32 protein-coding genes and 1 other RNA gene are annotated in these 25,703 nt (G+C 34.7%); 11 read left to right on the top strand and 22 right to left on the bottom strand.

Translation table 11 applies throughout. The features are described 5' to 3' along the window. Positions 1 to 332: transposase (locus GMD78_RS02805; protein ID WP_196493696.1), on the top strand; the 332-nt coding region annotated here is incomplete at its 5' end. 125 nt (positions 333 to 457) lie between these two features. Here GMD78_RS02805 and GMD78_RS02795 read toward each other — a convergent pair. The 3 genes from GMD78_RS02795 to vrrA all read right to left on the bottom strand — a co-directional run bounded on the left by GMD78_RS02795 (position 458) and on the right by vrrA (position 2,311). Beyond that, positions 458 to 670, bottom strand: coding sequence for a DUF6501 family protein (locus GMD78_RS02795; protein WP_425495039.1), 213 nt, complete (start codon positions 668 to 670; stop codon positions 458 to 460). Between the two features lie 42 nt (positions 671 to 712). Next, positions 713 to 1,672: a peptide-methionine (R)-S-oxide reductase MsrB gene (msrB, locus tag GMD78_RS02790; protein ID WP_155666893.1), complete on the bottom strand. Its 960-nt coding sequence runs from the start codon at positions 1,670 to 1,672 to the stop codon at positions 713 to 715. A 75-nt stretch (positions 1,673 to 1,747) separates the two neighbouring features. Then, complete coding sequence (vrrA, locus tag GMD78_RS02785) at positions 1,748 to 2,311, bottom strand: VrrA/YqfQ family protein (protein WP_155666891.1); 564 nt, start codon at positions 2,309 to 2,311, stop codon at positions 1,748 to 1,750. A 467-nt stretch (positions 2,312 to 2,778) separates the two neighbouring features. Between vrrA and GMD78_RS02780 the strand changes: the two genes are divergently transcribed. Then, positions 2,779 to 3,084 (top strand): YolD-like family protein, encoded by a 306-nt coding sequence (locus GMD78_RS02780; RefSeq protein ID WP_196493695.1) that lies wholly within the window; start codon positions 2,779 to 2,781, stop codon positions 3,082 to 3,084. Positions 3,085 to 3,123: 39 nt separating this feature from the next. Here GMD78_RS02780 and GMD78_RS02775 read toward each other — a convergent pair whose 3' ends face one another. The 7 genes from GMD78_RS02775 to GMD78_RS02745 form a co-directional block, all read right to left on the bottom strand. Further along, the gene (locus GMD78_RS02775; RefSeq protein ID WP_155666888.1) at positions 3,124 to 3,345 is read right to left on the bottom strand and encodes a YozE family protein; all 222 of its coding nucleotides are present in this window, start codon (positions 3,343 to 3,345) and stop codon (positions 3,124 to 3,126) included. Positions 3,346 to 3,364: 19 nt separating this feature from the next. After that, complete coding sequence (gene tatC, locus GMD78_RS02770; RefSeq protein ID WP_155666886.1) at positions 3,365 to 4,126, bottom strand: twin-arginine translocase subunit TatC; 762 nt, start codon at positions 4,124 to 4,126, stop codon at positions 3,365 to 3,367. A 91-nt stretch (positions 4,127 to 4,217) separates the two neighbouring features. Continuing rightward, on the bottom strand, positions 4,218 to 4,391 hold the full coding sequence (locus GMD78_RS02765) for a twin-arginine translocase TatA/TatE family subunit (protein ID WP_155666884.1): 174 nt from the start codon (positions 4,389 to 4,391) through the stop codon (positions 4,218 to 4,220). A 19-nt stretch (positions 4,392 to 4,410) separates the two neighbouring features. Beyond that, positions 4,411 to 4,617 carry a twin-arginine translocase TatA/TatE family subunit gene (tatA, locus tag GMD78_RS02760; protein WP_155666882.1) on the bottom strand — a complete coding sequence of 69 codons (207 nt, stop codon included), beginning with the start codon at positions 4,615 to 4,617 and terminating at the stop codon, positions 4,411 to 4,413. A gap of 146 nt (positions 4,618 to 4,763) precedes the next feature. Further along, the gene (gene mobA / locus GMD78_RS02755; RefSeq protein ID WP_196493694.1) at positions 4,764 to 5,342 is read right to left on the bottom strand and encodes a molybdenum cofactor guanylyltransferase; all 579 of its coding nucleotides are present in this window, start codon (positions 5,340 to 5,342) and stop codon (positions 4,764 to 4,766) included. 20 nt (positions 5,343 to 5,362) lie between these two features. Next, positions 5,363 to 5,851: a dihydrofolate reductase gene (locus tag GMD78_RS02750; RefSeq protein WP_155666878.1), complete on the bottom strand. Its 489-nt coding sequence runs from the start codon at positions 5,849 to 5,851 to the stop codon at positions 5,363 to 5,365. A gap of 24 nt (positions 5,852 to 5,875) precedes the next feature. Beyond that, a complete protein-coding gene (locus GMD78_RS02745; protein WP_155666876.1) occupies positions 5,876 to 6,832 on the bottom strand; it encodes a thymidylate synthase in 957 nt (318 codons plus the stop codon). 128 nt (positions 6,833 to 6,960) lie between these two features. Here GMD78_RS02745 and GMD78_RS02740 point away from each other — a divergent pair, with 128 nt between their 5' ends. Together GMD78_RS02740 and GMD78_RS02735 are read left to right on the top strand one after the other, a co-directional pair. Next, entirely contained in the window at positions 6,961 to 7,974 is a 1,014-nt protein-coding gene (locus GMD78_RS02740) for a C40 family peptidase (protein WP_155666874.1), read from the top strand. A gap of 123 nt (positions 7,975 to 8,097) precedes the next feature. Continuing rightward, positions 8,098 to 8,460, top strand: a complete 363-nt coding sequence (locus GMD78_RS02735; protein ID WP_155666873.1) for a DUF2512 family protein — start codon at positions 8,098 to 8,100, stop codon at positions 8,458 to 8,460. A 47-nt stretch (positions 8,461 to 8,507) separates the two neighbouring features. On the opposite strand, the gene GMD78_RS02730 is transcribed toward GMD78_RS02735, so the two are convergent. Then, positions 8,508 to 9,098: an HD domain-containing protein gene (locus tag GMD78_RS02730; protein ID WP_155666871.1), complete on the bottom strand. Its 591-nt coding sequence runs from the start codon at positions 9,096 to 9,098 to the stop codon at positions 8,508 to 8,510. Beyond that, complete coding sequence (locus GMD78_RS02725; protein ID WP_155666869.1) at positions 9,098 to 10,768, bottom strand: formate--tetrahydrofolate ligase; 1,671 nt, start codon at positions 10,766 to 10,768, stop codon at positions 9,098 to 9,100. Before GMD78_RS02725 ends, GMD78_RS02730 begins: the two co-directional genes overlap by 1 nt. A gap of 355 nt (positions 10,769 to 11,123) precedes the next feature. Here GMD78_RS02725 and GMD78_RS02720 point away from each other — a divergent pair, with 355 nt between their 5' ends. Then, positions 11,124 to 11,324 carry a cold-shock protein gene (locus GMD78_RS02720; RefSeq protein WP_155666867.1) on the top strand — a complete coding sequence of 67 codons (201 nt, stop codon included), beginning with the start codon at positions 11,124 to 11,126 and terminating at the stop codon, positions 11,322 to 11,324. Between the two features lie 120 nt (positions 11,325 to 11,444). On the opposite strand, the gene GMD78_RS02715 is transcribed toward GMD78_RS02720, so the two are convergent. Continuing rightward, a complete protein-coding gene (locus tag GMD78_RS02715) occupies positions 11,445 to 11,972 on the bottom strand; it encodes an isoprenylcysteine carboxyl methyltransferase family protein (protein WP_343042074.1) in 528 nt (175 codons plus the stop codon). Continuing rightward, positions 11,969 to 13,057: a type III polyketide synthase gene (locus GMD78_RS02710; RefSeq protein ID WP_155666957.1), complete on the bottom strand. Its 1,089-nt coding sequence runs from the start codon at positions 13,055 to 13,057 to the stop codon at positions 11,969 to 11,971. The genes GMD78_RS02715 and GMD78_RS02710 overlap by 4 nt, the downstream gene beginning before the upstream one ends. A gap of 238 nt (positions 13,058 to 13,295) precedes the next feature. Between GMD78_RS02710 and GMD78_RS02705 the strand changes: the two genes are divergently transcribed. From GMD78_RS02705 to GMD78_RS02695, 3 genes are all read left to right on the top strand, one after another. Next, entirely contained in the window at positions 13,296 to 13,445 is a 150-nt protein-coding gene (locus GMD78_RS02705; protein ID WP_155666955.1) for a cytochrome c oxidase subunit 2A, read from the top strand. A 22-nt stretch (positions 13,446 to 13,467) separates the two neighbouring features. Beyond that, a complete protein-coding gene (locus tag GMD78_RS02700; RefSeq protein WP_155666865.1) occupies positions 13,468 to 13,971 on the top strand; it encodes a cytochrome c oxidase subunit II in 504 nt (167 codons plus the stop codon). Positions 13,972 to 14,051: 80 nt separating this feature from the next. Next, positions 14,052 to 15,662 carry a b(o/a)3-type cytochrome-c oxidase subunit 1 gene (locus GMD78_RS02695; RefSeq protein WP_425495041.1) on the top strand — a complete coding sequence of 537 codons (1,611 nt, stop codon included), beginning with the start codon at positions 14,052 to 14,054 and terminating at the stop codon, positions 15,660 to 15,662. 400 nt (positions 15,663 to 16,062) lie between these two features. On the opposite strand, the gene GMD78_RS02690 is transcribed toward GMD78_RS02695, so the two are convergent. From GMD78_RS02690 to GMD78_RS02660, 7 genes are all read right to left on the bottom strand, one after another. Further along, complete coding sequence (locus GMD78_RS02690; RefSeq protein ID WP_155666861.1) at positions 16,063 to 17,559, bottom strand: carboxypeptidase M32; 1,497 nt, start codon at positions 17,557 to 17,559, stop codon at positions 16,063 to 16,065. Between the two features lie 3 nt (positions 17,560 to 17,562). Further along, positions 17,563 to 18,702, bottom strand: a complete 1,140-nt coding sequence (locus tag GMD78_RS02685; protein ID WP_155666859.1) for a THUMP domain-containing class I SAM-dependent RNA methyltransferase — start codon at positions 18,700 to 18,702, stop codon at positions 17,563 to 17,565. Positions 18,703 to 18,821: 119 nt separating this feature from the next. Next, positions 18,822 to 19,202, bottom strand: an RNA gene (rnpB, locus tag GMD78_RS02680) — RNase P RNA component class B. Between the two features lie 69 nt (positions 19,203 to 19,271). Further along, complete coding sequence (gene gpsB / locus GMD78_RS02675) at positions 19,272 to 19,580, bottom strand: cell division regulator GpsB (protein ID WP_155666857.1); 309 nt, start codon at positions 19,578 to 19,580, stop codon at positions 19,272 to 19,274. A gap of 157 nt (positions 19,581 to 19,737) precedes the next feature. Next, positions 19,738 to 20,133 carry a cytidine deaminase gene (locus GMD78_RS02670; RefSeq protein ID WP_155666855.1) on the bottom strand — a complete coding sequence of 132 codons (396 nt, stop codon included), beginning with the start codon at positions 20,131 to 20,133 and terminating at the stop codon, positions 19,738 to 19,740. A gap of 87 nt (positions 20,134 to 20,220) precedes the next feature. Continuing rightward, on the bottom strand, positions 20,221 to 20,571 hold the full coding sequence (locus GMD78_RS02665; protein WP_155666853.1) for a DUF1798 family protein: 351 nt from the start codon (positions 20,569 to 20,571) through the stop codon (positions 20,221 to 20,223). A gap of 78 nt (positions 20,572 to 20,649) precedes the next feature. After that, positions 20,650 to 20,889 (bottom strand): hypothetical protein, encoded by a 240-nt coding sequence (locus tag GMD78_RS02660; RefSeq protein WP_155666850.1) that lies wholly within the window; start codon positions 20,887 to 20,889, stop codon positions 20,650 to 20,652. A 160-nt stretch (positions 20,890 to 21,049) separates the two neighbouring features. Here GMD78_RS02660 and GMD78_RS21275 point away from each other — a divergent pair, with 160 nt between their 5' ends. Further along, entirely contained in the window at positions 21,050 to 21,151 is a 102-nt protein-coding gene (locus tag GMD78_RS21275) for a spore protein (protein WP_196493693.1), read from the top strand. 172 nt (positions 21,152 to 21,323) lie between these two features. On the opposite strand, the gene GMD78_RS02655 is transcribed toward GMD78_RS21275, so the two are convergent. Beyond that, positions 21,324 to 22,274 (bottom strand): DUF2515 family protein, encoded by a 951-nt coding sequence (locus GMD78_RS02655; protein WP_155666848.1) that lies wholly within the window; start codon positions 22,272 to 22,274, stop codon positions 21,324 to 21,326. A 94-nt stretch (positions 22,275 to 22,368) separates the two neighbouring features. On the opposite strand from GMD78_RS02655, the gene recU reads away from it, so the two are divergent. Beyond that, entirely contained in the window at positions 22,369 to 22,953 is a 585-nt protein-coding gene (gene recU, locus GMD78_RS02650; RefSeq protein ID WP_343042072.1) for a Holliday junction resolvase RecU, read from the top strand. A gap of 17 nt (positions 22,954 to 22,970) precedes the next feature. Next, entirely contained in the window at positions 22,971 to 25,685 is a 2,715-nt protein-coding gene (locus GMD78_RS02645; protein WP_155666846.1) for a PBP1A family penicillin-binding protein, read from the top strand. Positions 25,686 to 25,703: the final 18 nt, after the last annotated feature.

The following is a 25,703-nucleotide window of genomic DNA, read 5'->3' as shown; positions in this document are numbered from 1 at the left end:
ACAGGGAATATAAATCAGACCCCAAATTGTGTGCAAGTTGCCCATTATTAGACCAATGTACAAGATCGAAGAACCATCAAAAAGTAATAACTCGGCATCTTTGGGAAGAATTCAAGGAAAAAGTTAGGTTGAATAGGTTATCACAATCTGGAAAAATGCTTTATAAATATAGAAAAGAAAAAGTTGAGCGGAGCTTCGCAGATTCGAAAGAACTGCATGGGCTTCGCTACTGCAGGTTAAGGGGATTGCACAATGCGAGTGAGCAAGTACTACTCACAGCAGCGTGCCAGAACATGAAGAAGATTGCCACACACCTAGCAAAGCTAGGCTAGGTGTGTGGGAGTTTATTTTCATTAAAAATTTCTTACTTAATGAAATAGTTATGACAGAATTAAAAAAGGCTGTAGAGAAAAAACACCTACTTTCTCTACAAGCTGACTAACAGGCATTTTGCCTGTTAGTTTACTTCTTTAAAATATTCTTTTCGAAACCCACCGATGCGGTTACTATTGTCTACAATGAAATAAAACTCATCTGTTTCATTTTTTACTTCATATGTTTTTCCAGGGGTTAATTTGTTGTTTACGATAAATTTCTTCGCATTTGCATGGACGCATTCAATATGCTTAATTGCTTCCTTGCTTTCCCATTTATAATGATTCAACTTCATATCCTCCTATTAGTTTACATAATTATATTATAGTAAACTTTACTAATCTTTAAATAAATATAAGTATTTGCCGTAGCCTTCTTCTTCCATTTCTTCTTTCGGAATAAAACGCATAGCAGCAGAATTCATACAATATCGTAATCCACCTTGATCAACTGGACCGTCTTCAAAAACATGACCTAAATGAGAATCTGCTGTTTTGCTACGTATTTCCGTACGAATCATACCATGCGAAGTATCCGTTTTTTCCTCTATTTCGTATTGGTCTATTGGCTTTGTAAAGCTTGGCCAACCACAACCTGCATCGTACTTATCTCGTGAAGAAAACAACGCTTTTCCAGAGACGATATCTACATATATTCCATCCTCTTCGTTGTCCCAGTAATTATTTTGGAATGGTTGTTCTGTTCCATTTTCTTGCGTTACATGGTATTGAATTGGTGTAAGTCGTTCCTTTAAATCACTTTTATTTTTATCCATTTGCCATGTCTTTTTAATAAAGTCCTCTCTACCAGAACCTTTTTTATATAAACGATAATGGAAAGATTGCTTTTTATAATAATCTTGATGGTTTTCCTCTGCTTCATAAAACGGTTTTGCTGGAAGGATCTTCGTTACAATGGGCTTGTTAAATTTTCCACTTGATGCTAATGCCTGTTTTGATTGTTCAGCAACCTGTTTTTGTTCCTTACTATGATAAAAAATAGCTGTTTGATAGGACTCCCCCCTATCATTAAATTGTCCACCTGGATCAGTTGGATCAATCTGTTGCCAGAATGTTTCAACCAACTGTTCATATGGCATAATGTCAGGGTTAAAAGTAATTTGTACTGCCTCTACATGCCCTGTTGTATTGGAACATACTTGTTCATAAGTTGGGTTTTCTAACGTTCCACCTGTGTATCCAGAAACGACTTTAATGATTCCAGGGCGTTGATCAAAAGGTTCGACCATACACCAAAAACATCCACCTGCAAAAGTTGCAACTTCAGTTGTAGTCATAACGCTACCTCCACTTAGAAAAGTTCTAACTCTATTTTTCCCGTTTTTGTAGTAAAAATCAAGTGGAGTGCATTTTTAAATAAACAGCTTTGGTGTTGACTGACCATTTCCACTTCTTTTTTTAACACGTTGTGAGCTTGAACTATTTGAACGAGTTCTACTTCTTGAGCTTCTAGAACTACTTGAACTACTGCTAGAGCTACTACTAGATTGGCTTTTACTTATCGATTCTTCCAAGCTCTCAAAAAAATCAGAGAAGCTTGAGCTTTCGTTTGATGCGCTTTCTTCTGTACTTGCTGTACTAGAATCATCCGTGCTTTCTATATCTTTTAATGCTTTCATCATTTTAAACATAGCAGGCAGATTTTTTACCATTGGACCATATTGCTGAACTAATGGTGCGGTTTGTTCAACCATTCTTAATATTTGCTGTACATTGTTTAATGTATTAGATAAACCTCCAACGCCTCCTCCTCCAACCCCTTGAGCAGCAGTCGCTCCAGGTTGTAAGAAACGCTGAATAATTCCCTGTAATCCTTTTTGTGGCATTTGATTCATAGCCTGTTGAGGAAACATAAAATTATTTGGTTGCATACCACTTTGAAAAAAATTACCAGGACGTTGTGGTGGAAATACCATAATTATCCCTCTCTCCTAATTTACATTCTAGATTATTATACGGTATAATTCAGTAATCGGTGTAGGCGAACATAATATTTTGTAAAACATCACCAATGTTTTACATGAAGGCTTCATTTAACATAGTTTGTTGATACTGATTTAAACTACACAGTAATAACTAATACTTTGAAATACGTTGGTTGAAATCTAAAAATCATTGCTTGTAACCAGCAAATTATAAGAAATCACTCAAGCTAATACCAAGGAAAAATACAGTTAATAAATGAACATATATTTCCCGGGTAACCGCAAGAAACAACATTTTATTTAACTAATACAAGGAATAAAGTCGAAATTGTTCGAAAAATAAAATTCCATGTTAGAGTTCATCTTCATATTTTTAAACAAACGTTTGATCAATCACACTATTTTCCATTGATAACGAACATATGTTTGTGTATACTAAAAATGGAGGTGTTAGGTGCATGGTAAATGATCGTGGTTCAATCAAGTGGACTTCCTTAATGCTCCCAGAACATGTACAAATTTTGAAGAACTTGGATCAAGAGGATAAAAAAATACAGAAACCAATTCTAGACGAACAAGAGTTTGAAATCATCAATCAACGTTTGATAGAAGCAGCTACTCAGGGAAATCATATTGAATTATCTGTATATGAAAATGGTGTAATCAATCGATATACTGGTTTGGTTCGTATAAATAAAGAGAGACAACAAATTTGTATAGCTGATTCTATATTTAATTTTAATAATATTATATCGGTTAACTAAACAAAAGGCTGTCCCCCCTCACTGGGAACAGCCTATATATTATTCAACTTCATTCATTTGATAGATTTCCCATAGTTGGTCAAAAATAGAAATCGCATTTGGAAAAGGACTGTATAATTCCAAGTAACTACTAACTTCATCATAAGAAGTAGAATGCTTTGGAAAATTATGTTCGTGAAACATCCAATCAGCTAGTCGACTTTGATCATCTGGCTTTTTTGTACCTCGAAATGCCATGGCAAAATGATAAAATGACCTCAATTACTTGTCCCCCTCCATCTTAAACAGAATCTTGTCGCATGAACTCTTCATGTTTTTGTTGTTTTTTACGGTAGACTACATTAGAAAAGTAAATGCTGATTTCATATAGAATAATTAATGGAATAGCAATTAAAATCGGTAAAATAAGATCCGGTGGTGTTAGCATTGTTCCAATAATAATTAATACAAAGTAAGCATACTTTCTTGTTTTACGCATAAAGTCTGGCGTTAGTATTCCTAAACTTGTTAAAAACATAGAAATAATTGGTATTTCAAATAGAATTGCAAATGGTATTGTTACTCGAAGAACGAATTTAAAGTATTTTTCCGTTGTAAACATTTCGTTAAACATACCTTCACTTAAACTTAATAAGAAAGGAAGGATTAAGTGAATAAACATAATATAACCAAATACTAATCCAGTAATAAACAGAAGAAATATTGCCGGGATATATGGTAATGATGCTTTACGTTCCTTAGGGGTTAGCCCTGGTTTAATAAATGCCCATACTTGATAAGCTAAAAGCGGAAGCGTGCCAACAATAGCAACTAAACCAGCAATCGTAAAGTAAAGCCAAATGGTCTCACCAGGACTAAGAATACTTAATTTAAAATCTAAATGAGCAGTAAAGAAATGATAAATTTCTTCGACATAAACAAAGCCAACAATAAAAAACAAGACAAAAAATATAATTGTTACAATTACCCGATTTCTTAACTCGGTTAAATGGTCAGTTAAGTTCATTTCTGTTTCGTTATTATGTATATCATTACTTGCCATTTTTCCACACTCCTACTCAACTAAAAGCATAAGCATCTAAGCGATAAACACAAAAGAAGATGCAAGGTATCACCCTTACACCTGTTTGCCATTACTTTTTAGTTGATGAATCATCATCAGACACAATATCTTTTGTTGCATTTTTGAATTCCTTCAAAGAGGATCCAAATGCCTTTCCAATTTCTGGCAATTTAGAGGGACCGAAAATGACTAATGCAACAACAAGAATTAAAATTAACCCTGGGACACCAATACTACTAAACATTTATATCACTCCCAAAGATCTATTTGCTTTCTTTACCATGCACAATATCTTTTGCTTCTTTTATTTCATCAGTTACGTCGCCTGTTAAATCCTTTGTAGATTTTTTAAATTCGCGCAACGTTTGTCCGGCTGCTTTACCGATCTCTGGTAATTTTTTTGGTCCGAAAATTACCAAGGCGATAATTAAAATCAATATTAATCCCGGAAATCCAATACTAGAAAACATTTTTTACACCTTCTTTGTATAATTAACTACATTATAATGTAATTTCAACGAATCATCTATGTAATAACCAAAAATACATATAATGTTCATATATTAACTAAACTCTACTTTTCATTCTAACATGTACATCCAATAATTCACAACACTTATAATGACTTCGCTGTTTCATAATCAGATGGATTATTCATATTGAAGAAATGTTTGTTTAATGTATCATAAGAAAGGTTACCAAACTCATCAATCATTTTTACATCAATATGATCGAAAAGCTTTCGAATGCTCAAACGATCATTTTCAAGCAACTTCTCTACATGAGGCAAAATAGTTCGTTTATAAATACCTGAGAGCGGATGAAGACGATTATTAAACACTGGCACAACTGCATCATGCTTCTCCATTTGATCTAATAAAAATTGATAAACACGAGCATCTATAAATGGTGTATCACAAGCAGAAACGATAAATCTATCTGCATCGACATGATGTAATGCAGCTTCCATTCCAGCTAACGGACCTTTATCACGGTAGCGATCATGAATTAATGGAACTTGAAGAAATTCATAATCAGGCTTATTATTCGTAATTACAACAACCTGATCACTAATTGTCCAAAGTTCTTCAATAATTAGCTCTATAACCATTCTATCCTTCAACATTAATAACGATTTGTTCATCCCCATCCTTGAAGATTTTCCGCCCGATAATACAACACTACATATGTTCATCCCCATCCCCCATCAATTTCTTATTTGCGATCATATTGTAAGAAATAATAGTCGTATGGATTTTTATCGTTTTTGTCACCTTTAACTTCGGACGTAAGAGTCCACTCATCCTCTGAAAAATTGGGGAAGAGTACGTCTCCGTCGAATGATTCATCAATTTTCGTAATATACATCCGATCAGCATATGGGAGTACTTGCTCAAATAATGCTCCTCCACCGATAACGAAATATTCCTCCTCCGGGTTATCTTTGTTCCATTCAATAATTGTATTTACATCACGAATAACTTCAACACCTTCTGGAAAGGACGTATGCTTTTGAGATAGGACAACATTTCTTCTATTTGGTAGTGCCCTCCCTATTGATTCAAATGTTTTTCTTCCCATTATAATGGTGTTTCCTGTTGTTACTTCCTTAAAAAATTTCAGGTCATTTGGGAGGTGCCACGGTAGATCATTATTTGCACCAATGACACGATTTCGATCCATAGCTAAAAGTAGTGATATCATAATAAGTCCCCTCTCTCCAACTGCTTATACAGCGATTGGTGCTTTGATTGTCGGATGTGGATTATAACCAATGATTTCAAAATCATTTAATTCAAAATCAAAGATCGAATCTTTTTCTTTATTAATTTTCAATTTAGGCATTGGCCGAATATCTCGTTCAAGCTGTATTTTTACTTGTTCAATGTGGTTAGCATATATATGAGTATCTCCAAATGTATGCACAAATTCTCCTACTTCTAACCCACATTCATGAGCAATTAAATACGTAAGTAATGCATAACTAGCAATATTAAAAGGTACTCCCAAAAACACATCCGCACTACGTTGGTATAATTGACAAGATAATTTACCATCCGCTACATAAAATTGGTATAACGTATGGCATGGAGGAAGTGCCATATTTGGAATGTCCTCTGGATTCCATGCAGAAACAATATGTCTACGTGAATCAGGATTCGTTCGAATAGATTTAATAACATCCTTTAATTGATCAATTGTAACATTTTGTGATGTCTTCCAATCGCGCCATTGTTTTCCATAAACAGAACCTAAATCACCGTATTTTTTAGCAAATGAATCATCCTCTAATACTTTTTGTTTAAAGATCTCCATTTGTTCATCATAGTCTTTCTTAAAGCTTTCATCCTGTAAACTTCGATTCCCAAAATCAGTCATATCTGGACCACTGTATTCTGAGCTTTCTACCCATTTTTTAAATGCCCACTCATTCCAAATGTTATTATTGTTTGCAAGTAAATAGCGGATATTAGTATTCCCTTTAATAAACCATAACAATTCACTGGCAACTAAACGGAATGGAACTTTTTTTGTTGTCAACAACGGAAACCCTTGCTGCAAGTCAAATCGCATTTGATGACCAAATATGGAATATGTACCTGTACCTGTACGGTCTTCTTTTTTCGTTCCGCTGTCTAAAATATATTTACATAAATCTAAGTATGCTTGTTCACCGGTAATCATATCATTTCCCCCAATAAAAATTTCATATCTATTGTTTCATTTATTGTAACATAAACGTAATTCATAAAAACATATTTTTAGCCATAAATCTAGTTTAGAAGAGTCAATAAAAGAAAGGGGATAAAAGCATGCTAAATGGTACTGTTGAACGCATTGCCAAACATACTTTCCTGTACGGTTATGTGGTTAGCCAGCCGTTCGCAGTTTATGCAGATGCCTATCCAGTCCTTCAAAACAAAATATTACTTGAAGAAGATCAATTACAATATGGAGATCATGGTGAATCAGTTAAAGTATTACAACAGAAATTAAATAAACTTTCTTACTACGAGGATGAAATTGATGGAGAACTTGGAATTCTAACGGAACACGCCTTGAAGAAATTCCAAAATGATCACAATATATCTATTACAGGTCAAGCCGATCGTGAGACCATTTATGCCCTTATTGAGGTAGAAATGAAGGAGCATATCAAAAAACTGGAACACTTGTCTGAATCGATATATCCAGGCATGCATAATAAGGATGTAAAAATTGTTCAGGAATCCTTACAATTTTTCGGTTATTACGAAGGTAAAATTGATGGGATTTACGGTCCGTTAACCAAGAAAGCATTAGAGATTGCAGAAGAAGAACATGATATTGAATTAACTACTGAAGTAACAGCTGAAGCTTTAACAACATTATATGAATCAGAACAACAAGAAGTTGAAGCAGAAATAAAAAGTACTCCTCCAAAGGAAGAAAAGAAAAAAGTACAGAAAGTTGAAGTAAAAAGCTCAAGTTATACGGATGCAATAGCTGCTGCACAATCTTTAGTAGGTACTCCTTACTCATGGGGAGGAACTTCACCTAGCGGATTTGATTGTAGTGGGTTCTTACAATATATTTACCAGCAAGAAAATATTTCACTTCCTAGAACAGTAAGTGATATTTGGAATTTTGGGTCTCATGTAGATTCTCCTTCTGTTGGTGATATCGTATTTTATGAAACATATAAGCCTGGTCCATCCCATGCTGGAATATATATAGGAAATGGGAAGTTTATTCATGCAGGTTCATCGACCGGTGTTACCGTTGCTGAAATGGACAGTTCATATTGGAAGCAAAGATACTTAGGTACAAAACGAATATATAAATAATTAATACCATTCCACACCTGAGGTAGACAGTTAAGGCCATGTAATTGCCTACCTCCTTTTAATTTGTATAAGTTTTTTTTAGCTGTACATACTAATCCTACTAACTATAAAGGTGGGATTTTAATGGTAGGATTATTTGTAAAACTGCTTGTTTGTCCTATAACTGTTATTATTGCTTCATTGATTTTTCCAAATGTAAACTTTGCGTATTGGTATCAACCTATTATTTTAGGTATTATTCTTGCTGTAGTTGGTCATTTGATGGAAGTGTTAATGTTACGAGAGGATACGAGATGGCTGAGTACCTTTATGGATTTCATAGCTTCCGCTGTCATCGTCTATTTTGGTGCAATGGTATTTGCTAATGCCGAAGTAACTTTCTGGGGAGCTGTGCTAACAGGTGCATTATTAGCCATTACTGAAATCTTTCAGCATAATTGGTTACTTGCCAGTGGTAGAGCAGAGAAAGAACCTCTCCATGATTAATACAAACGATAAAAGCAGTATGCGGTGAAAGCCACATACTGCTTTTTTTACCATTCGTTCATAAATTGATTTACATATTCTACTAAGATGTGTTGTCTTTCCTCAGCAATTTGTTTCGCAGAAGAGGTATTTATTAAGTCTTTTAGCTTGAACAATTTGTCATAAAAGTGCTGAACAGAAGTATTATCCGGTTCGTTGTCATGATAAATTAATTGACCATTTGCACCTCCATAGGCAAAGGTTCGAGCAATACCAATTGCACCGATCGCATCAATTCGGTCTGCATCCTGTACAATTTTCCCTTCCAGTGTTACTGGTATGTTTCCTTTGGTAAAGGAAACATCTTCCATTGCCTTACCTATTTCCTCTATTTGCTCGGAAGTAAGCCCAATAGATTGTAGAAATGTTACTAACTCTTCCCGTGCTTTATTTTTATTCGTAAATAATTTAGGATCTCCTACATCGTGAAGCCACGCCGCTGCTTCACAAATAAATTCATTAGCATTCTCTTGAATAGCAATTTCTTTTGCAAGTCGAGCAACCCGCTTCATATGAAAGAAATCATGCCCAGTAGGGTCATTAGCGAATAATTCATATACATATTTCTTTATTTTCTCTAATTGTACATGTTGTTCCATTAAAACAATCCTACGACCTTTCCATCTTCAGTAACATCCATGTTCAATGCTGCAGGTTTTTTTGGAAGTCCTGGCATTGTCATTACATCACCGGTTAAAACAACGATAAAACCAGCACCAACAGATGGACGTAACTCTCTAATAGTTATCATAAAGCCACTCGGTCTGCCTACTAAAGCAGGGTCATCTGACAATGAATATTGCGTTTTTGCCATACAAACCGGCATTTCTCCCCACCCATTTTTTTCATAGAGGGCAATTTGTTTTTTAGCTTTTGAAGAAAGCTCGATACCATCAGCACCATATACGTTTTGAGCAATTTTACGGATTTTATCTTCTATAGAATCACTTAAATCATATATACGTTGGAAACTTCTATCATCCGATTTGGTTTTTTGAATTACTTTTTCAGCTAATTCTACACCACCTTCTCCGCCTTTCGCCCAAACCTCTGTTAGAGCAACTTCAATATCTCGTGATTTACACCATGATTCAATCGTGGTTGTTTCAGCTTCTGTATCTGTAGGAAATTTATTGATTGCAATTACAAAAGGAAGTCCAAATGATTGAATGGTTTCAATGTGCTTCTCTAAGTTTTTCATTCCTTCTTTTAAAGCATCTACATTTTCTTCGGTTAGACGATCTTTTGAAACGCCACCATGCATTTTTAATGCTCTTACAGTTGCAACAATAACCACCGCATCAGGTTCGAAATCTCCAGCTCTTGTTTTTATATCTAAAAATTTCTCTGCACCTAAATCGGCTCCAAATCCAGCTTCCGTTACTACATAGTCACCTAGTTTTGCTGCTGTTTTCGTCGCGATTAGACTATTACACCCATGAGCAATATTGGCAAATGGACCACCATGTATGATAGCAGGAGTATTCTCTGTTGTCTGAACGAGATTTGGTTTAATAGCATCCTTTAACAATAATATTAATGCTCCTTCGACTTTAAGGTCTTTCACCGTAACTGGCTCTTCATCATATGTATATCCAATTACAATTTTTGAAATTCTCTCTTTTAAATCCTTTAGATCCTTTGCTAAACAAAGAATTGCCATAATTTCAGAAGCTACTGTAATATTAAAGCCGTCTTCTCTTGGAACGCCACGTAAAGGTCCACCTAACCCAACGACTATTTGTCTTAGTGCTCGGTCGTTCATGTCCATGACACGCTTCCATTCAATTCTTCTGGGGTCAATATTAAGTTCGTTACCACGGTGAATATGATTGTCGATCATTGCAGCAAGTGCATTGTTCGCACTTGTTATTGCATGAAGGTCACCTGTAAAATGTAAATTAATATCCTCCATTGGAAGAACTTGTGAGTAACCCCCACCAGCAGCCCCTCCCTTTAATCCCATGACTGGTCCTAAAGAAGGTTCTCGTAGTGCAATAATAGCTTTTTGACCGATTTTATTTAACGCTTGTCCTAACCCAACAGTAACAGTTGATTTTCCTTCACCTGCAGGAGTTGGATTAATGGAGGTAACCAATATTATTTTACCATCTGGTCGGTCAGCTAATTTTTCCACTAATTGATCAGATAGTTTAGCTTTTGTATGGCCATATGGTTCCCAATCTTGTTCAGATAGACCTAAATTCTCTGTAATTTCCCTTATTGGTTTTAATGTTGATTGTTGTGCGATTTCAATATCTGTTAGCATGAAAAATCCTCCCTTTTATTCAGATATCATTAGTTTAACGTATAATGTATAATTTGAACATATAATTGGCATACTTTTAATAAGCGCTTTCAATTGAAAGTAGCTTATTTAAAATGTTGTTAAGTTCATGATGAGATTATTCAGGCAATTTAGATGATAATTTCTTGACTGACAGAAAAAAATAAGCTATATTTAACACAAGCAAAGAGGATTTGGGTCATGAAAAAGTGGTAACTTCTATAGAAGTGGATGAAAGTTTGATCCAACCTTCTATTCAGATGTTGCCTTTTTTTATTTCTTTGATCTGATTTGTATTAACACGTTTTACGTGAAAGTTTTTAGGAGGATTATTTACATGGAAAACGGAGTAGTAAAATGGTTCAACGCAGAAAAAGGTTACGGATTTATTCAAGTTGAGGGTGGAAATGATGTATTCGTGCATTATTCAGCTATCCAAGGAGAAGGTTTCAAAACGCTTGAAGAAGGACAAGAAGTAACTTTTGAAATCGTTGAAGGTGAACGTGGTCCACAAGCAGCTAACGTTGAAAAGAAATAAATAAAAATATAAAAGATAGCGGTAATCTTGTTTGGATTACCGCTTTTTTTGGTTAGTACTGTGTAAGTAAAACTTAGGTATTTGCTAAGGCTAAGCAAAAACCTTAGTTTTTAACGTTATTTATGGTTTTGATAAAGTTGCTTTTGCTAAAGCCTTTTCTTCACTTGGAATTCGGATCTTTAATAATAGAATGTGAAGAACAGGGAAAATGAAAGCTGAAATATATGCACCAAAAAGCATTGGTATAATAAATAATTCGACTGCAACTATGATATAGTTTGGGTGCTTAACATATTTATATGGCCCTTTTTTAATCAATGCAACTCTTGGTAAGACAATTATTTTCGTGTTCCAAAACCTTCCTAACGTATAGATACACCATATTCTACATAATTGAGCTGCTATAAATATAAAGAAGAATGCATAGTTTAACTGATGGTTGGGCTTTCCATTAATCATTACCTCAACCATCACAGAAAGGAAAAAGAGACAATGTAAGTAGATAAACCATTTATAATGCTCCTCTCCCTTCTCAATTCCTCCCCTATCCTTCATCCACTTTTCATTACTTTTGGCAATTAATAGCTCAACGAGTCGTTGACAAATAATAAAAAAAATAAGTATCCACATCCATGTTGTCATATTCATCCATTCCATTCTACCAATAATAATTCGGAACTAAATCCCGGTCCTAATGCTGATATAATACTTTTTTCATTGTTTTGAATCGATGTTTGCATCCACTCATTTAGTACATAGATAACTGTTGGAGAAGACATATTTCCATGATTGGCTAACACTTCATGAGAGTAAAGCAGTTTGTCACTCGGTATCGCTAATGATTCTTCCATTGCTTCTAATACTTTTTTTCCACCAGGATGAGCAATATAGGAATAAACCTCTTGAGCAGTTAGTTGATTATCCTCTAGAAATCGTTTGATATGATCTTTCCAAACTGTTTGAACCTGTGCTGGTATACTTTTTGAAAATATTACTTCAAACCCTTGATCCGTTATTTTCCAACCCATAATAGAAATGCTATTTTTCTTCGTAATCGAACTAGTTTTAATAATTTTTGGCATCCTAGTTTTTTGATAGGAAAGTATGGAAGAATTTTCTCCAGCTAATAAGACAGCACTAATACCATCTCCGAATAATGCTGTCCCAACTAAATTGCTCTTCCTCATATCATCTTTTTGGAATGTTAAACTACATAGTTCACAACAGATTATCAATACCGTTTTACTAGGATTAGCTCTGATCCAATCATGGGCACGAGATAACCCAATTGCCCCACCAGCACAACCTAACCCCCATAATGGCATCCGGAAAATATCCTCTCGAAATGGTCGTTCATTTAGCAGATGTGCATCTATTGATGGAGTTGATATACCTGTACTAGAAACAAATATAATCATATCAATTTCTTCGTAGGCGATATCCTTGGTAAGATAATCCCTATTTTTTAAACAATTATCGATCGCTTCTAACGAATAGGAAATTGCGAATTTTGAATATAGATCATTCTTTTCTTCAAAGCGATGTGTTTTCGTAAACCATTCCTCTTCCACTACAAATTGTCTTTGTTTGATTTGAGCATGATCAAAAACTGGAAGTAATCGATCTACCTCTCGTTTTGAATATGTAAATATATTTTCAACTAATCCTTTTATTTTATTCTGCGCTAAATTAAATTTTGGAATGCCTAACCCAACTGAGCAAATATATGTCATTACCTCACCCAAACTCATGTTTTTGGGTTTATTTTGTGCTCGTTTTCGCAAAATATTACGTTTTTATTCACATTGTCTTCACAAACTTATTTAACAAAAAAGTTAGAAAAACCATAAAAACCGCTTGTATCAAGGGATTTGAACAATTTGTGAAACGTCAATCTAACGGATAACTTAGGTTTACAAATTGTGTATGATGAAAACAGATACAGATTTACAGCAAAAGGAGTTGAAAAAAATGAGTGGAATGGAAGAAAAAAAACTAGCAGAAGAAAAAAAGGAAAAAGAGACTCCTAGCTTAAAGGGTACGTTTATATCCGTAATGCTACTTGGATTATTTCTAGTTTTAAGCTGGGCAGGCGCATTTGCATTATTTATTTCAAGATGATGGAAAGAAGGAGTGAAAAAACATGCATTTACACAAATATGAAAAAATATGGCTTGTATTCGGAATTGGTTCGTTAATTGCTTTCTTACTTATACTAGGTTATGGAGCTTTTTGGCAAGGTACTCATCCTCAAAGTCATGGAGTTACTATTGACCCTAATAACATTGAAGCACATGAAGCTTTTCAAGAAGAAAATTTAGGTCTTACAAAAGTAGATGATGATAAATATATCGTTAACATCGTTGCTTCTGCATTTAATTATGATCTAGGTAAGGACGAGGAAGGAAATCCTGTAAAACATATTCGAATACCAAAAGGATCAACTGTTTTATTTCAAGTAACAACACCTGATGTAGTACATGGATTTAATGTTGCAGGTACAAATGTAAATATGATGGTAGAACCAGGATACATTAGTAGTCTTGAAACAGTAATGAATAAATCAGGTGAATATACGATTGTGTGTAATGAATATTGTGGGGTTGGGCATCACTTGATGTACGCAACTGTGGAGGTGTATGAATAATGGCAATTAAAAAGTTAAATGTATCATCGTCTACTCAAACAGAGAGTTTACCAATATCTAAGCCTGAGTCTAGACTGTATATGTCCTTTATCTATGTTGCATTTATTTCTTTATTCATTGGTGGATTAATGGGACTACTACAAGTATTCGTAAGATCTGGAAGATTCACGTTACCTTGGGGTATCGATTACTATCAAGTTCTAACCGTACATGGTGTTATTCTTGGGCTTGTATTAACAACCTACTTTATTATCGGATTTCACTTCTCTCTCATGGGAAAAACAGTTGGAATCTCCGACAAACAACGTAAAGTTGCTTGGCTAGCGTTTTGGGTGATGGTCATCGGAACCGTCATGACTGCAGTAACTATATTACTAGGAAAAGCAAGTGTATTATATACTTTCTATGCACCATTAAAAGCTCATCCAGTATTCTATATTGGTTTAGCATTAGTCGTTGTAGGTAGTTGGGTTGCAGGATTTGTTAACTGGCGTCAGGTATATCTATGGAAAAAAGCTCATCCTGGTGAAAAAACACCATTATTAGCTTTTATGGTCACAATTAATACATTATTATGGTTTATTGCTTCTCTTGGTGTGGCAGCTACCGTACTAATTCAATTTATTCCTTGGTCACTTGGTTATGCAGAAACCATTAATGTATTAGTAAGTAGAACGTTATTCTGGTATTTTGGACATCCACTAGTTTATTTCTGGTTATTACCAGCTTATATGGCGTGGTATGCAGTTATTCCAAAGATTATCGGTGGGAAGATCTTTAGTGATTCACTAGCAAGGATGTCTTTTGTTCTATTCTTATTCTTCTCTATTCCGGTTGGTTTCCACCATCAATTAGTAGAGCCTGGAATTGATGCAACTTGGAAATTTATTCAAGTAGTTTTAACCTTTATGGTTGCTATACCAAGCTTAATGACAGCATTCTCTATGTTTGCTACATTTGAAATTACTGGTCGACGTAAAGGATTTGGTGGTTTATTCGGTTGGTTTAAACATCTTCCATGGAAAGATGTACGTTTCTTTGCACCATTTGTAGGTATGTTAGCATTTATTCCTGGAGGAGCTGGTGGTTTAATAAATGCATCTCACCAAATGAATGCGGTAATTCATAATACAATTTGGGTAACAGGTCATTTCCACCTTACCGTTGCAACAACCGTAATGTTAACGTTTTTTGGTATATCTTATTGGTTAATTCCACATCTTACAGGTAGAACGTTAACAAAAAAGATTAATAAATTAGGTATTATTCAAACTATCGTTTGGACAATAGGTATGACCATAATGTCTGGTGCCATGCATATTCAAGGTTTATTAGGTGCACCAAGACGCTCTTCTTATTCAGAGTATGGCGGTGGTGAGCAAGTAACAGAATGGATTGGATACCAGATGGCCCAAGCTATAGGTGGAACAATTCTATTTATAGGTATTATCTTAATGGTATATATCTTTGTTAAATTGGCTTTCTTTGCTCCAAAAGGAGAAGAAGAATTCCCAATTGCAGAGGAAGAAGAAGATGCAGAGCCAACACCAAAATGGTTCGAGAATTGGAAGCTATGGATTGGAATTACAGTGGCATTAATTCTATTTGCTTATACCATTCCATTTGTAGATATTATTCAAAATTCACCTCCAGGATCTGTACCGTTTGATTGGCCAATTGGAAATAATTAAAGAATAGGGCTATCCCAAACGTGTTCGTTGTGAGGTGTATAAAGCAAAATTCTATAAAAATTACATGATAAATTTAGTAGAAGCTTGGCATTCGCCAATCTTTCTGGCGAATGACTTGGCTTACCATATGAAGGATAGGAAAGGAGCTTGATTTCAAGCTCCTTTATCTTTTGTTGAAGAAGAACAAACATTCCTAATATCCATTCCAACCTTTCCCTTATAACAGCTATTTGTAAATGATTTGTTATCGTTCCAATAATGTTCAGTAGAAACCTCTCCTTCTAAACAAAAAACTCACACAGTGAATTCATATCCGAATTAATGTGTGAGTTTCTATACGAATTATAATGTTGTACTAATCTAAACATTACCAGTTAACTTATTCCTATTCTACATGTCTTTACAAGCTGTATATACTCGAATACTTCTCGGTTAAATATGCTACTAAATAATCTGGATTTAACTGTTCATTTGTAACATCTTCAATGATCTGTAACGGTTTTTTCATTTTTCCGTATTGATGTACGTTTTTAGTTAACCATTGTCTAATAGGAGCAAAGTCACCAGAAGCAATGATATCCTTTATGTTTAATTCTTTCTCCATGACATTTTTAAATTGCGCAGCATACATATAACCTAATGCATAAGAAGGGAAATAACCAAAATCTCCACCAGCCCAGTGGATATCTTGAAGGACGCCTTCACGATCTGTAGGTGGTTCAATCCCTAAATAATCTACCATCTTTTCATTCCACAATTTGGGTAAATCTTTGACCTCTATTTCACTATTGATCAATGCTTTTTCTAGCTCATAACGAATCATGATATGCAATGGATACGTTAACTCATCTGCTTCGATTCGAATAAAAGATGGTTTTACTTCGTTAACTGCTTGATAGAATTTATCTAATGAAACTTGTTCAAATTGTGTTGGTGCATAATTTTTAAATAATTCATAATGAGACTGCCAGAAATCTTTATTTCGACCAAGGAAATTCTCCCAGAATAATGATTGTGATTCATGAATGCCCATTGAAGTCCCAGTAGCTAACGGTGTGTTTGCTAATTTAGCATCAATGTTTTGTTCATATAACGCGTGTCCACCTTCATGTATCGTACCAAAAACAGCCATACGGAAATCTTCTTCATCATACCTAGTAGTAATACGCACATCATTTTGATTTAACGAGATAGCGAATGGGTGTATAGTATCATCTAGTCTTCCTGCCTCAAAGTCATATCCCATTTTTTTCAGTATTTCAATACTAAATGCTTCCTGATCCTGCTTTGGAAAGTGGCCTTGTAAGACAGATGGATCTGGTTTTACAGAACTCTGGTTAATTCTTTCTACGAGATCTGTTAACGACTTTCTAAGCTTCGGAAAAACTTCGTCTAGTGTTTTCGTTGTTACTCCTGGTTCATAATTATGTAATAACGCATCATAAATATTGTCCTCATATCCCCAGTAAGTAGCAAATTTCTTATTATAATCAACAAGCTTTTCTAAATAAGGTTGAAACAATGAGAAATCGGCTTTTTCCCTTGCTTCTTGCCAAATAGATTCTGATTTTGATTGTAGCATGACATATTGTTTAAATTCTTCATTCGGTATTTTCCGATTTCTTTCGTACGTTTCTAGACTTTCCTCTACGGCCCTTTTCATCACATCATCTGTAGGGGTACCATTTAATTCATCTAGCAATTCCTTAAAACGATCAGATGTTTCTAATTGATGTAATTTTTCTGCTAAAAATCCTACTACTTCAGAACGTTGTTCCACGCCTTTTTTCGGAATTTTAGTCCGCATATCCCAGTGTGTTAATGATATTGCTTCCTTATATGCAGTTTGTTCTTTTAACAATTCACGAAATTGTGTTTCTACTGATTGGTTTGACATCTATTACTCCCCCTCTACCTTTCTCCCGAAGTATTGATAGTAATCTGTTTTAATAAATCCATTAAATAACTTTCGTTTCTTTGTAGCTTTACTTCCATAAAATTTTTCAAACTCTTCAAATGCAGTCAGGATATATACGCTCCATGAAGGGTGTTTCTTCATAACCGTACCTAAATCACTATACATCTTACTTACTTCTTCTTTGTCACCTATCCGTTGACCATATGGTGGATTCCCTACTATATAACCATTATCCGTTTTTAATGATAAATCCTTCACTTGCATTTGTTTCCAGGTAATTAGATCAGCTAAACCAGCTTCTTTACCATTCTCACTAGCGATCTGAATCATTTTATGATCAATATCGGAACCAATAATATCTAAAGGTTGGTCATACTTAGCCTGATCTTCCGCCTCTTGAAATGCATCGTCCCAATGTTTTTGTTTCATGAATCCCCAATCCTCAGAACTGAATTCCCGATTAAAACCTGGAGCGATATTTTGTCCGATCATTGCTGCTTCAATAGCAATCGTACCGGATCCACAAAACGGATCAACTAAAGTATATTCTGGCTTCCAATTTGTAAGTAATATTAGTGCTGCAGCTAATGTTTCTTTTAATGGGGCCTCTCCTTGTCCTACCCGGTAGCCACGCTTATGTAATCCAGCTCCAGATGTATCCAATGTAAGCTGAACAATATCTTTCAAAAGAGATACTTCCACTTTATACAATGCTCCAGTTTCAGGCATGTTAGAGACTACACCATGTTTTAACTTCAATCGTTCTACAATTGCTTTTTTAACGATGGCTTGGCAATCAGGTACACTATATAAGGTGGATTTGACTGATTTTCCTGATACAGGAAACTTACCATCTTCCTCAATAAATCTCTCCCATGGGAGTGCTTTTGTTCCCTCAAAAAGGTCATCAAAGCTTGTTGCTTTAAATTCTCCAACAAGTATCTTTACGCGATCTGCAGTTCGAAGCCATAAATTACAGCGTGGAATAGCAGATGCAGGAGCATCAAAAATAACTTTTCCGTTATCTACTTTGACGTCATACCCAAGATTTCTTACCTCGTCTGCTACAACAGACTCTAGTCCCATTGCAGCTGTTGCAATTAATGTAATTGTTTGTGCCATGAATATGATCCCTTCTTTTAATGATATGCTTCTATTAGTTTACCATATAGACACAAAAAAAACCTTTTCATTAGCCTAAAAGCTAATGAAAAGGTTTTTTTACGACAGACCATTGAATACTCGATAAGCCATGTTCTGTACCGTTGTACTCCATACGGTGGTCAGCCTCGTACGCAGGTTGTAATCATCTATCTACAAGTAAAACTTGTCCCTTGTTCGGTTGATTTCCCTACTAAAGGATGCCCCTACCATTATTTGGGTTGCTCACTCGTGGGGTTTACCTCGTTCCACCTAAAGTGTTTCCACTCTAGCTACGTCACTGTGGCACTTTCAAGGATCGCGTTCCATATCCAATAGGACTTAGGAATTTCCCCTGCCGTTAACCATTAAGGTTACCTTGACTTATGAATTCGTCAAGCACGAACACTACAAACATCTCAGTTTGTGTGAGCATGGACTTTCCTCTGCTTGTATTACACAAACAGCGATTACATGAGTATTCAATAATTAACTCTAAAAATAATCTTACCATATTACACGAAACATGTCATTGGTAATTTTAGTAAATTTTATGATTCTGCGTTAGCAAATTTATTTCCGAAAACTGCTTTTTCTAAATTAGATAGACGTTTTAAGATATCATAGTTCACTTGATGATTCGTATTAGCTGATCTTGTTCTAGGTTGTTCAACTGTATGTTTTTTAAGCTGTTCATTTTCTTGCTTTAGTCGTTCAATTTCTTGCTGGAATGCTTCATAATCTTGAATGACTACATCTAAAAACTCATCTACCTCTTCTTGATTATACCCTCTCATTGCTGTTTTAAAATCTTTTTCTAAAATATCTTTTCCAGTTAACTGAACTCTACTTGGACTCATGACAATCATCACCTCATAATTATTGAAAATATATATTTGTTCTTGTTGTATCTAATTTTTGCAATGTTATTATACTATATGTACAAGCTCTATTTAATATTATATCAAAAAAATAAGAAGCTGAAAAATAGCTTCTTATTTTTATCGATATATTTATTTATTGTAAATCCGTTGGTTGAAAAGAGAAAGGTAATAAATCTTTCATTTTAACTGATTTCACATCATCTTTTAGGTTAGTTAAATGAATGAACATTTCACTGTTAAAAAACTCTGCCATTACTTGTCTACATGAGCCGCATGGTGGTACAGGTCTTTCAGTATTTGCAACTACAGCCATTTCTGTAAATTCTTTTTCGCCATCTGCAATTGCTTTAAAGATCGCAACACGCTCTGCACAACACGTAACTGGATAAGCTGCATTTTCTATATTACAACCAGTATATACCTTTCCTGATTTAGTAAGTAGCGCAGCTCCTACTGGGAATTTTGAGTATGGAACATATGCCTGTTCACGAATTTTTTTAGCTTCTTCTATTAATGTATTATAAGACATTTCCACGCCCCCTTTCCTATCTGTGGAATGTCATTATATACAAATAACAGGTAAATGTAAAGGATTACAACGCACTTATACTCTTCGCTATGATATTTCTCGCAAAAGCTGATCAAAAATATAATGGATGGATCGATTAAGTTCCATATATCTTTTTCTACGAACATCAATATAATAGCTATGCATTAATACAAGCTCCATATTTTCTCTAGTAGAAGTAATTTGATGAGGATGTACGTTTATTTTCTCCTCTTTTACAATCTTTAAGGCTTCTTCCTCCCATACCGCTAACAACTCATAAATAGGAGTTGTTTTTTCCTTTACATAGGAAAAAAAATCTTTATCATTGTTACTTTCTGGTGGGTCATTTTTATCATATACAGCCTTTAGTCGATCTAAATGTTCTTTGAGCTGCTGTGTTATAGTAGTTAAATCCATTTAACAAACCTGCCTTTTTTATTATTTCATTTACTACTGTATCAGATAATAATAAATAAGGCACAAAATTAAATTGTACTAGGAAAGTTTTCGATTAGAAGTGCTATATACCGGTAATGCGATACGTCTATGATACAGCTTCTTGTATAGATTTTCCGTTTTCTTTACGCGTTGCTGATGCTGTTCAAATTGATTACTAATTTCATGATCTATTTTTAAGGAAAGCTTTTGGTCAATTAATCGTGCCTGATCCGTTAATAATTGTAATTGGGTTTCAAAATCCTTTTTTAATACACCGTTTTTATTATATAATTCCATCCACATCATCTCCCAATTTATAATTGTTTTATATTCTAATTCAAGAACGATTTAGAAACTCCTTCCCTTTCGACAAAAGTAGTATCCATTGAACAAAACTAGTGCTTTAACTCATTTTTTCACGGAAATAAGACAAACTATAAAAAAAGGAGGTATTATAATGAAGAACAAGCAACAAAATAAAAGCAAAGAAGAATTGAATGGTAAATCACTAAAAAAAGGTGACAAAAAATTAAATGGACCTAATCGTCCATCTACTTGAATTTAGAAAGCTTTGCTTTTGCTAAATATAGCAAAGGGTTTAGTATGTTTATACTTTTTCTCTTCCAATAAAAGGATTTGCTATTTGCAAATCCTTTTATTAGTTGCATGTTTCTATAAGATTGTTTCTCCTAAGTCGCAATCTATACCTAAATACGACAAAAATGAACCTGTCATTTAAATAGTAACTTTATGTGGTAGTACGCAGAAAGCAAGTGGCGTTTCTTATAAAATATCTCCCCTATTTTTTTAGGTTCAGCTGTAACAGGTAGCACCCAGGACCTAGAAACACCCCCAAATTTATACCAATCTTTTCGAATTTTATCCTGATGTGTTATAACTGGAAATACCATACGTAAAAATGGGGAATTACTTGGATTAATATTCAAAAACCTTTCATAATCTATTCTAGAACCTGTATGTTCAACAAATGTGATAAAATCCATTAGCTTCGAGTAAACATCCTTTGAAAAAATAATGGAAGCAAGATTTTTTCCCAATTCGATACGTTTTGATATTTTCGTAAAATCATGTACAAACTTTCCATAAATAGATGGAGACCTAGTAGGAATTAAAACTGCATTCATCATTAAGAAATCCTGAAGTAAATATGGTAATCGTAAGAAGACATGGTGTTTAAAATAGCTTTGATTAATTACCGGTTCCTGAATAACGTTTTGTTCATTAATAATAAGAGCAATCATTAGGCGTTCTCTATCGCCTGTTTCCCAAAAATAAAACCATTCGTTAATCATATAACTAGACACATGATATTTTTTTAATAGATGGAATAAAGGCTGATGAAACTTTCTTGATAGCTTATAGATAAGTAATTGAGGAAAAGCGTCAGAGAATATTAGCCAGTTCGCACGTTCATACGTCATAAATAGCTGCTCTCTTTCTTTGGCACTTAGCATTTCTTTATATGACGGTAGACACAAATCTGTCATATTCCATCCAGCATTTCTTGAAACAACACTAGCAAGCAAAGCCCATTGAATCTCAGGGAAATGCATATAAAATTGTTGATAGGCTTTCGTCCGCGAAATGTTATCTAAATTATGCTTCTTAGTTAGTTTTGTTATATAATATAAATAGTCTTGTTTACTCCGACCTGTATACAATTAGATACCTACTTTCTGCAGTACACCAATAATTCAAGAATTACAATGTAGGTTTTTTCTGATATGATACTGTAATACGCTAGGAGGACAAAGAGTGAACTATCCAAATGGAAAGAAAAAAAGCATTCATCAGAGTTCAATCAAACATAATCAAGAATACAGCAATCGTGGAATGTCTTTAGAAGCAGATATTAATGTTACAAATACGTATTATTTAGATACAGATAAAGCAGTAATTCATAAAAAGCCTACACCAGTTCAAATTGTTAATGTAAAATATCCTAAACGAAGTGCTGCTGTTATTACAGAGGCATATTTTAAACAAGCTTCTACTACTGATTACAATGGTATCTACAAAAATAGGTATATCGATTTTGAAGCAAAAGAGACAAGAAATAAAACATTATTCCCTTTAGCTAATGTTCATGAACACCAAATCAGCCATATGGAATCAATCATAAGGCATGGAGGAATTTGTTTTTTTCTTATTCGCTTTTCTATATTTGATGAAACTTACTTTTTTCCAGCAGAAAAGTTAATCCCATACTGGTATGAAAAGCAAAAAGATGGTAGAAAATCTATACCATATCAACAAATCAAACAATCTGGGGTATTAATCCCTTTTCATTATCAAATAAGGGTTGACTATTTATCAATTATAGATAAGCTTTATTTTTAGAATGGAGGTAGTGAGCAATGGCAGAAAATAGCCAGTCTCGTACTGCACGACGAAAACAACGAAAAGCCAAAAAGAAACCAATTTGGAAAAAAATATTATTATCTGTACTCATATTTGTTTTAGCAATAGGTATAGGTGTAGCAACACTATTTACGTATTATATTGTCACAGCACCAGAAATTGATGCATCAAAGTTATCAGATCCATTATCTTCCAGCGTACTTGATAAAGATGGTGAAGTAATCGCTAAATTAGACGGTGGGGAAAAGCGAACGAAAATTGAATATGATGATCTACCTCAAGTGTTAATTGATGCTGTAACTGCTACGGAGGATGCAAGATTCTTTGAACACGCTGGAATTGATCTAAGACGAATTGGTGGTGCAGTAATTGGAAACCTTCGAAATGGCTTCGGTTCAGAAGGTGCAAGTACTATTACACAGCAGGTAGTAGAAAAATCATTTTTAACCCCAGATAAGAAAATAAGCATTAAAGTTCAAGAACAATGGTTAGCATTAAAATTAGAACGCGAATATTCGAAAGAAGAAATTATGGAAATGTATTTAAATAAGATTTTCTATGGAAGCGGTGCTTATGGAGTCGCTCAGGCTGCAGAAACTTATTTTGGAAAAACGGATTTAAATGAGCTTACGTTACCTGAAGCGGCTATATTAGCTGGTCTACCACAACGACCTACTGCTTATAATCCATTTGAAAATCCTGATTTAACAAAAACAAGAATGGAAACTGTTCTAAAGTTAATGGTTCGTCATGACAAGATTAGCCAAGAGGAAGCAGATGAAGCGTTAGAAGTCGATGTGACTTCCCTTCTAAGAGAGGATCGTCCTGATTCAACACCTTATGAAGCATTTCTACAACAAGTAAGAAAAGAAGTTAGAGAAAAGCTTGATGGTGCAGATATTTATACAGACGGATTAGAAATCCACACAACAATAGATACAGACATTCAAGAGTATGTTGAATTTTTATTAACTGATAGTGAAGAAAATCCAATTAAATATCCAGATGATGCATTTCAAGCAGGTCTTGTTGTTTTAGATACGAAAACTGGTGCGATTCGTGCGATTGGTGGAAGCAGAAATGGTACTGGTAATGATGGATGGAACTATGCTATTGATGGTGATGGTCGCCAACCAGGTTCTACAATTAAGCCAGTCGTCGTTTATGGGCCTGCCATTGAAAATAATAAATTATCAACATATCATCAAATAAATGATGATAAACCATATGAAATTGGAGATCATTCTGTTTATAATTTTGATGGTACTTTCCATGGATGGGTTTCTATGCGCACAGCACTAGCTTATTCTTATAATATTCCAGCATTGAAAACCTTGGAGGAAACAGGATTCGACGCTGCTGCACCTTTTTCTGAAGGTCTAGGTATTCCTCTTGAAACCAGACAAATTGGTGAAGCAATTGGTGGAACTTCTACCCAAGTCACTCCCCTTCAATTAGCAGGGGCTTACCGAGCATTTGGGAATGAAGGAATCTATAGCGATCCTTATGCTATTACAAAAGTTGTATTTGCGGATGGAGAAACAAGGGAATTTAAATCAGAACCAGAAGTTGCAATGTCTGATTTTACTGCTTTTATGATTACAGATATGCTTAAATCAGTTGTATCCAATGGTAGTGGAACGACTGCAAATGTGCCAGGACTGCATGTTGCAGGTAAAACTGGTACAACTAACCGTGAAGATGGAAAAGCGAAGGATTCTTGGTTCAGTGGTTATACGACGAATTATACTATGACGATTTGGACTGGGTATCCAGATAATTCAGCTATAGAGGGTAGTAAAACATATGCCCAACAATTGTTTAAGCACACCATGACTGAAATATCCAAAGATATCGAGACTCCAGATTTTGAAAGACCTGATTCAGTGGTTGAAGTTGCTATAGAAAAAGGATCAAATCCAGCTAAACTCCCTAGTGATTATACTCCTAGCTCGCAAATAGTAAAAGAGCTATTTGTAAAAGGTACAGAACCGAAGTCTACCTCTGAAAAGTATGATCAACTAGATCCTGTAAAAGATCTTAAAGCGACTTATAGTACAGGAAATGATTCAATAATGGTTGAATGGAAGTATGATTCGGATGAAGATGTATCCTTTGAAATTAGTGCTAGTATCGATGGTGGACAAATGCAAACATTATCAACAACAGAAGAAAAAGCTATCGAAATTTCCGAGCTTGCTGAAGGTACAGAGTATGAAATTCAAGTTGTTGCAGTAAGTAATGATGATGATTCTAACAGAAGTGAAGCTAGAACCACAAAGGTTACGGTTGAACGAGAAGATGAACCTGATGAAGGTAATATTCCTTCTGTCGATGGTTTGGATGCCTATTATGATGCAGATAAGAATATTATAGATGTATCATGGGGCTATAATGGACCTCCTGTAAGCTTTGAAGTCTTCGTTGAACCAAATAATCAAACACAAACGGTTGAGAGAAATGGTATTGAAATTAGTGGAGTTCAAGCAGGAACCACCTATACAATTACCATCACCCCAATTGGCAAGAATGGAGCAAACGAAAATGTTCCTGGTGAATCGCGAAGAGTAACCGTTGAAGTACCAGCAGCTGGTGCACCTGATGATGAGGAAGATGAACCAGTTGACGGTGACAATGGAGGAAACGAAGATGACGGTGACAATGGAGGAAACGAAGATGACGATGAGCATAACGATGAAGAAGACTCTTAATATTTTACAATCAAAGGC

It is taken from the genome of Ornithinibacillus caprae (assembly GCF_009728145.1).
Classification (GTDB): domain Bacteria; phylum Bacillota; class Bacilli; order Bacillales; family Amphibacillaceae; genus Ornithinibacillus; species Ornithinibacillus caprae.
This window is presented reverse-complemented; position numbering and strand designations above follow the sequence as displayed.

What these genes read in the sequence shown, in the direction of transcription:
- GMD78_RS02795 (WP_425495039.1), bottom strand. Translation starts at nt 670, where the DNA reads ATGAAGTTGAATCATTATAAATGGGAAAGCAAGGAAGCAATTAAGCAT.
- msrB (WP_155666893.1), bottom strand. Translation starts at nt 1,672, where the DNA reads ATGACTACAACTGAAGTTGCAACTTTTGCAGGTGGATGTTTTTGGTGT.
- vrrA (WP_155666891.1), bottom strand. Translation starts at nt 2,311, where the DNA reads ATGGTATTTCCACCACAACGTCCTGGTAATTTTTTTCAAAGTGGTATG.
- GMD78_RS02780 (WP_196493695.1), top strand. Translation starts at nt 2,779, where the DNA reads ATGGTAAATGATCGTGGTTCAATCAAGTGGACTTCCTTAATGCTCCCA.
- tatC (WP_155666886.1), bottom strand. Translation starts at nt 4,126, where the DNA reads ATGGCAAGTAATGATATACATAATAACGAAACAGAAATGAACTTAACT.
- GMD78_RS02765 (WP_155666884.1), bottom strand. Translation starts at nt 4,391, where the DNA reads ATGTTTAGTAGTATTGGTGTCCCAGGGTTAATTTTAATTCTTGTTGTT.
- tatA (WP_155666882.1), bottom strand. Translation starts at nt 4,617, where the DNA reads ATGTTTTCTAGTATTGGATTTCCGGGATTAATATTGATTTTAATTATC.
- mobA (WP_196493694.1), bottom strand. Translation starts at nt 5,342, where the DNA reads ATGAACATATGTAGTGTTGTATTATCGGGCGGAAAATCTTCAAGGATG.
- GMD78_RS02750 (WP_155666878.1), bottom strand. Translation starts at nt 5,851, where the DNA reads ATGATATCACTACTTTTAGCTATGGATCGAAATCGTGTCATTGGTGCA.
- GMD78_RS02745 (WP_155666876.1), bottom strand. Translation starts at nt 6,832, where the DNA reads ATGATTACCGGTGAACAAGCATACTTAGATTTATGTAAATATATTTTA.
- GMD78_RS02740 (WP_155666874.1), top strand. Translation starts at nt 6,961, where the DNA reads ATGCTAAATGGTACTGTTGAACGCATTGCCAAACATACTTTCCTGTAC.
- GMD78_RS02735 (WP_155666873.1), top strand. Translation starts at nt 8,098, where the DNA reads ATGGTAGGATTATTTGTAAAACTGCTTGTTTGTCCTATAACTGTTATT.
- GMD78_RS02730 (WP_155666871.1), bottom strand. Translation starts at nt 9,098, where the DNA reads ATGGAACAACATGTACAATTAGAGAAAATAAAGAAATATGTATATGAA.
- GMD78_RS02725 (WP_155666869.1), bottom strand. Translation starts at nt 10,768, where the DNA reads ATGCTAACAGATATTGAAATCGCACAACAATCAACATTAAAACCAATA.
- GMD78_RS02720 (WP_155666867.1), top strand. Translation starts at nt 11,124, where the DNA reads ATGGAAAACGGAGTAGTAAAATGGTTCAACGCAGAAAAAGGTTACGGA.
- GMD78_RS02715 (WP_343042074.1), bottom strand. Translation starts at nt 11,972, where the DNA reads ATGAATATGACAACATGGATGTGGATACTTATTTTTTTTATTATTTGT.
- GMD78_RS02710 (WP_155666957.1), bottom strand. Translation starts at nt 13,057, where the DNA reads ATGACATATATTTGCTCAGTTGGGTTAGGCATTCCAAAATTTAATTTA.
- GMD78_RS02705 (WP_155666955.1), top strand. Translation starts at nt 13,296, where the DNA reads ATGAGTGGAATGGAAGAAAAAAAACTAGCAGAAGAAAAAAAGGAAAAA.
- GMD78_RS02700 (WP_155666865.1), top strand. Translation starts at nt 13,468, where the DNA reads ATGCATTTACACAAATATGAAAAAATATGGCTTGTATTCGGAATTGGT.
- GMD78_RS02695 (WP_425495041.1), top strand. Translation starts at nt 14,052, where the DNA reads ATGTCCTTTATCTATGTTGCATTTATTTCTTTATTCATTGGTGGATTA.
- GMD78_RS02690 (WP_155666861.1), bottom strand. Translation starts at nt 17,559, where the DNA reads ATGTCAAACCAATCAGTAGAAACACAATTTCGTGAATTGTTAAAAGAA.
- GMD78_RS02685 (WP_155666859.1), bottom strand. Translation starts at nt 18,702, where the DNA reads ATGGCACAAACAATTACATTAATTGCAACAGCTGCAATGGGACTAGAG.
- gpsB (WP_155666857.1), bottom strand. Translation starts at nt 19,580, where the DNA reads ATGAGTCCAAGTAGAGTTCAGTTAACTGGAAAAGATATTTTAGAAAAA.
- GMD78_RS02670 (WP_155666855.1), bottom strand. Translation starts at nt 20,133, where the DNA reads ATGTCTTATAATACATTAATAGAAGAAGCTAAAAAAATTCGTGAACAG.
- GMD78_RS02665 (WP_155666853.1), bottom strand. Translation starts at nt 20,571, where the DNA reads ATGGATTTAACTACTATAACACAGCAGCTCAAAGAACATTTAGATCGA.
- GMD78_RS02660 (WP_155666850.1), bottom strand. Translation starts at nt 20,889, where the DNA reads ATGGAATTATATAATAAAAACGGTGTATTAAAAAAGGATTTTGAAACC.
- GMD78_RS21275 (WP_196493693.1), top strand. Translation starts at nt 21,050, where the DNA reads ATGAAGAACAAGCAACAAAATAAAAGCAAAGAAGAATTGAATGGTAAA.
- GMD78_RS02645 (WP_155666846.1), top strand. Translation starts at nt 22,971, where the DNA reads ATGGCAGAAAATAGCCAGTCTCGTACTGCACGACGAAAACAACGAAAA.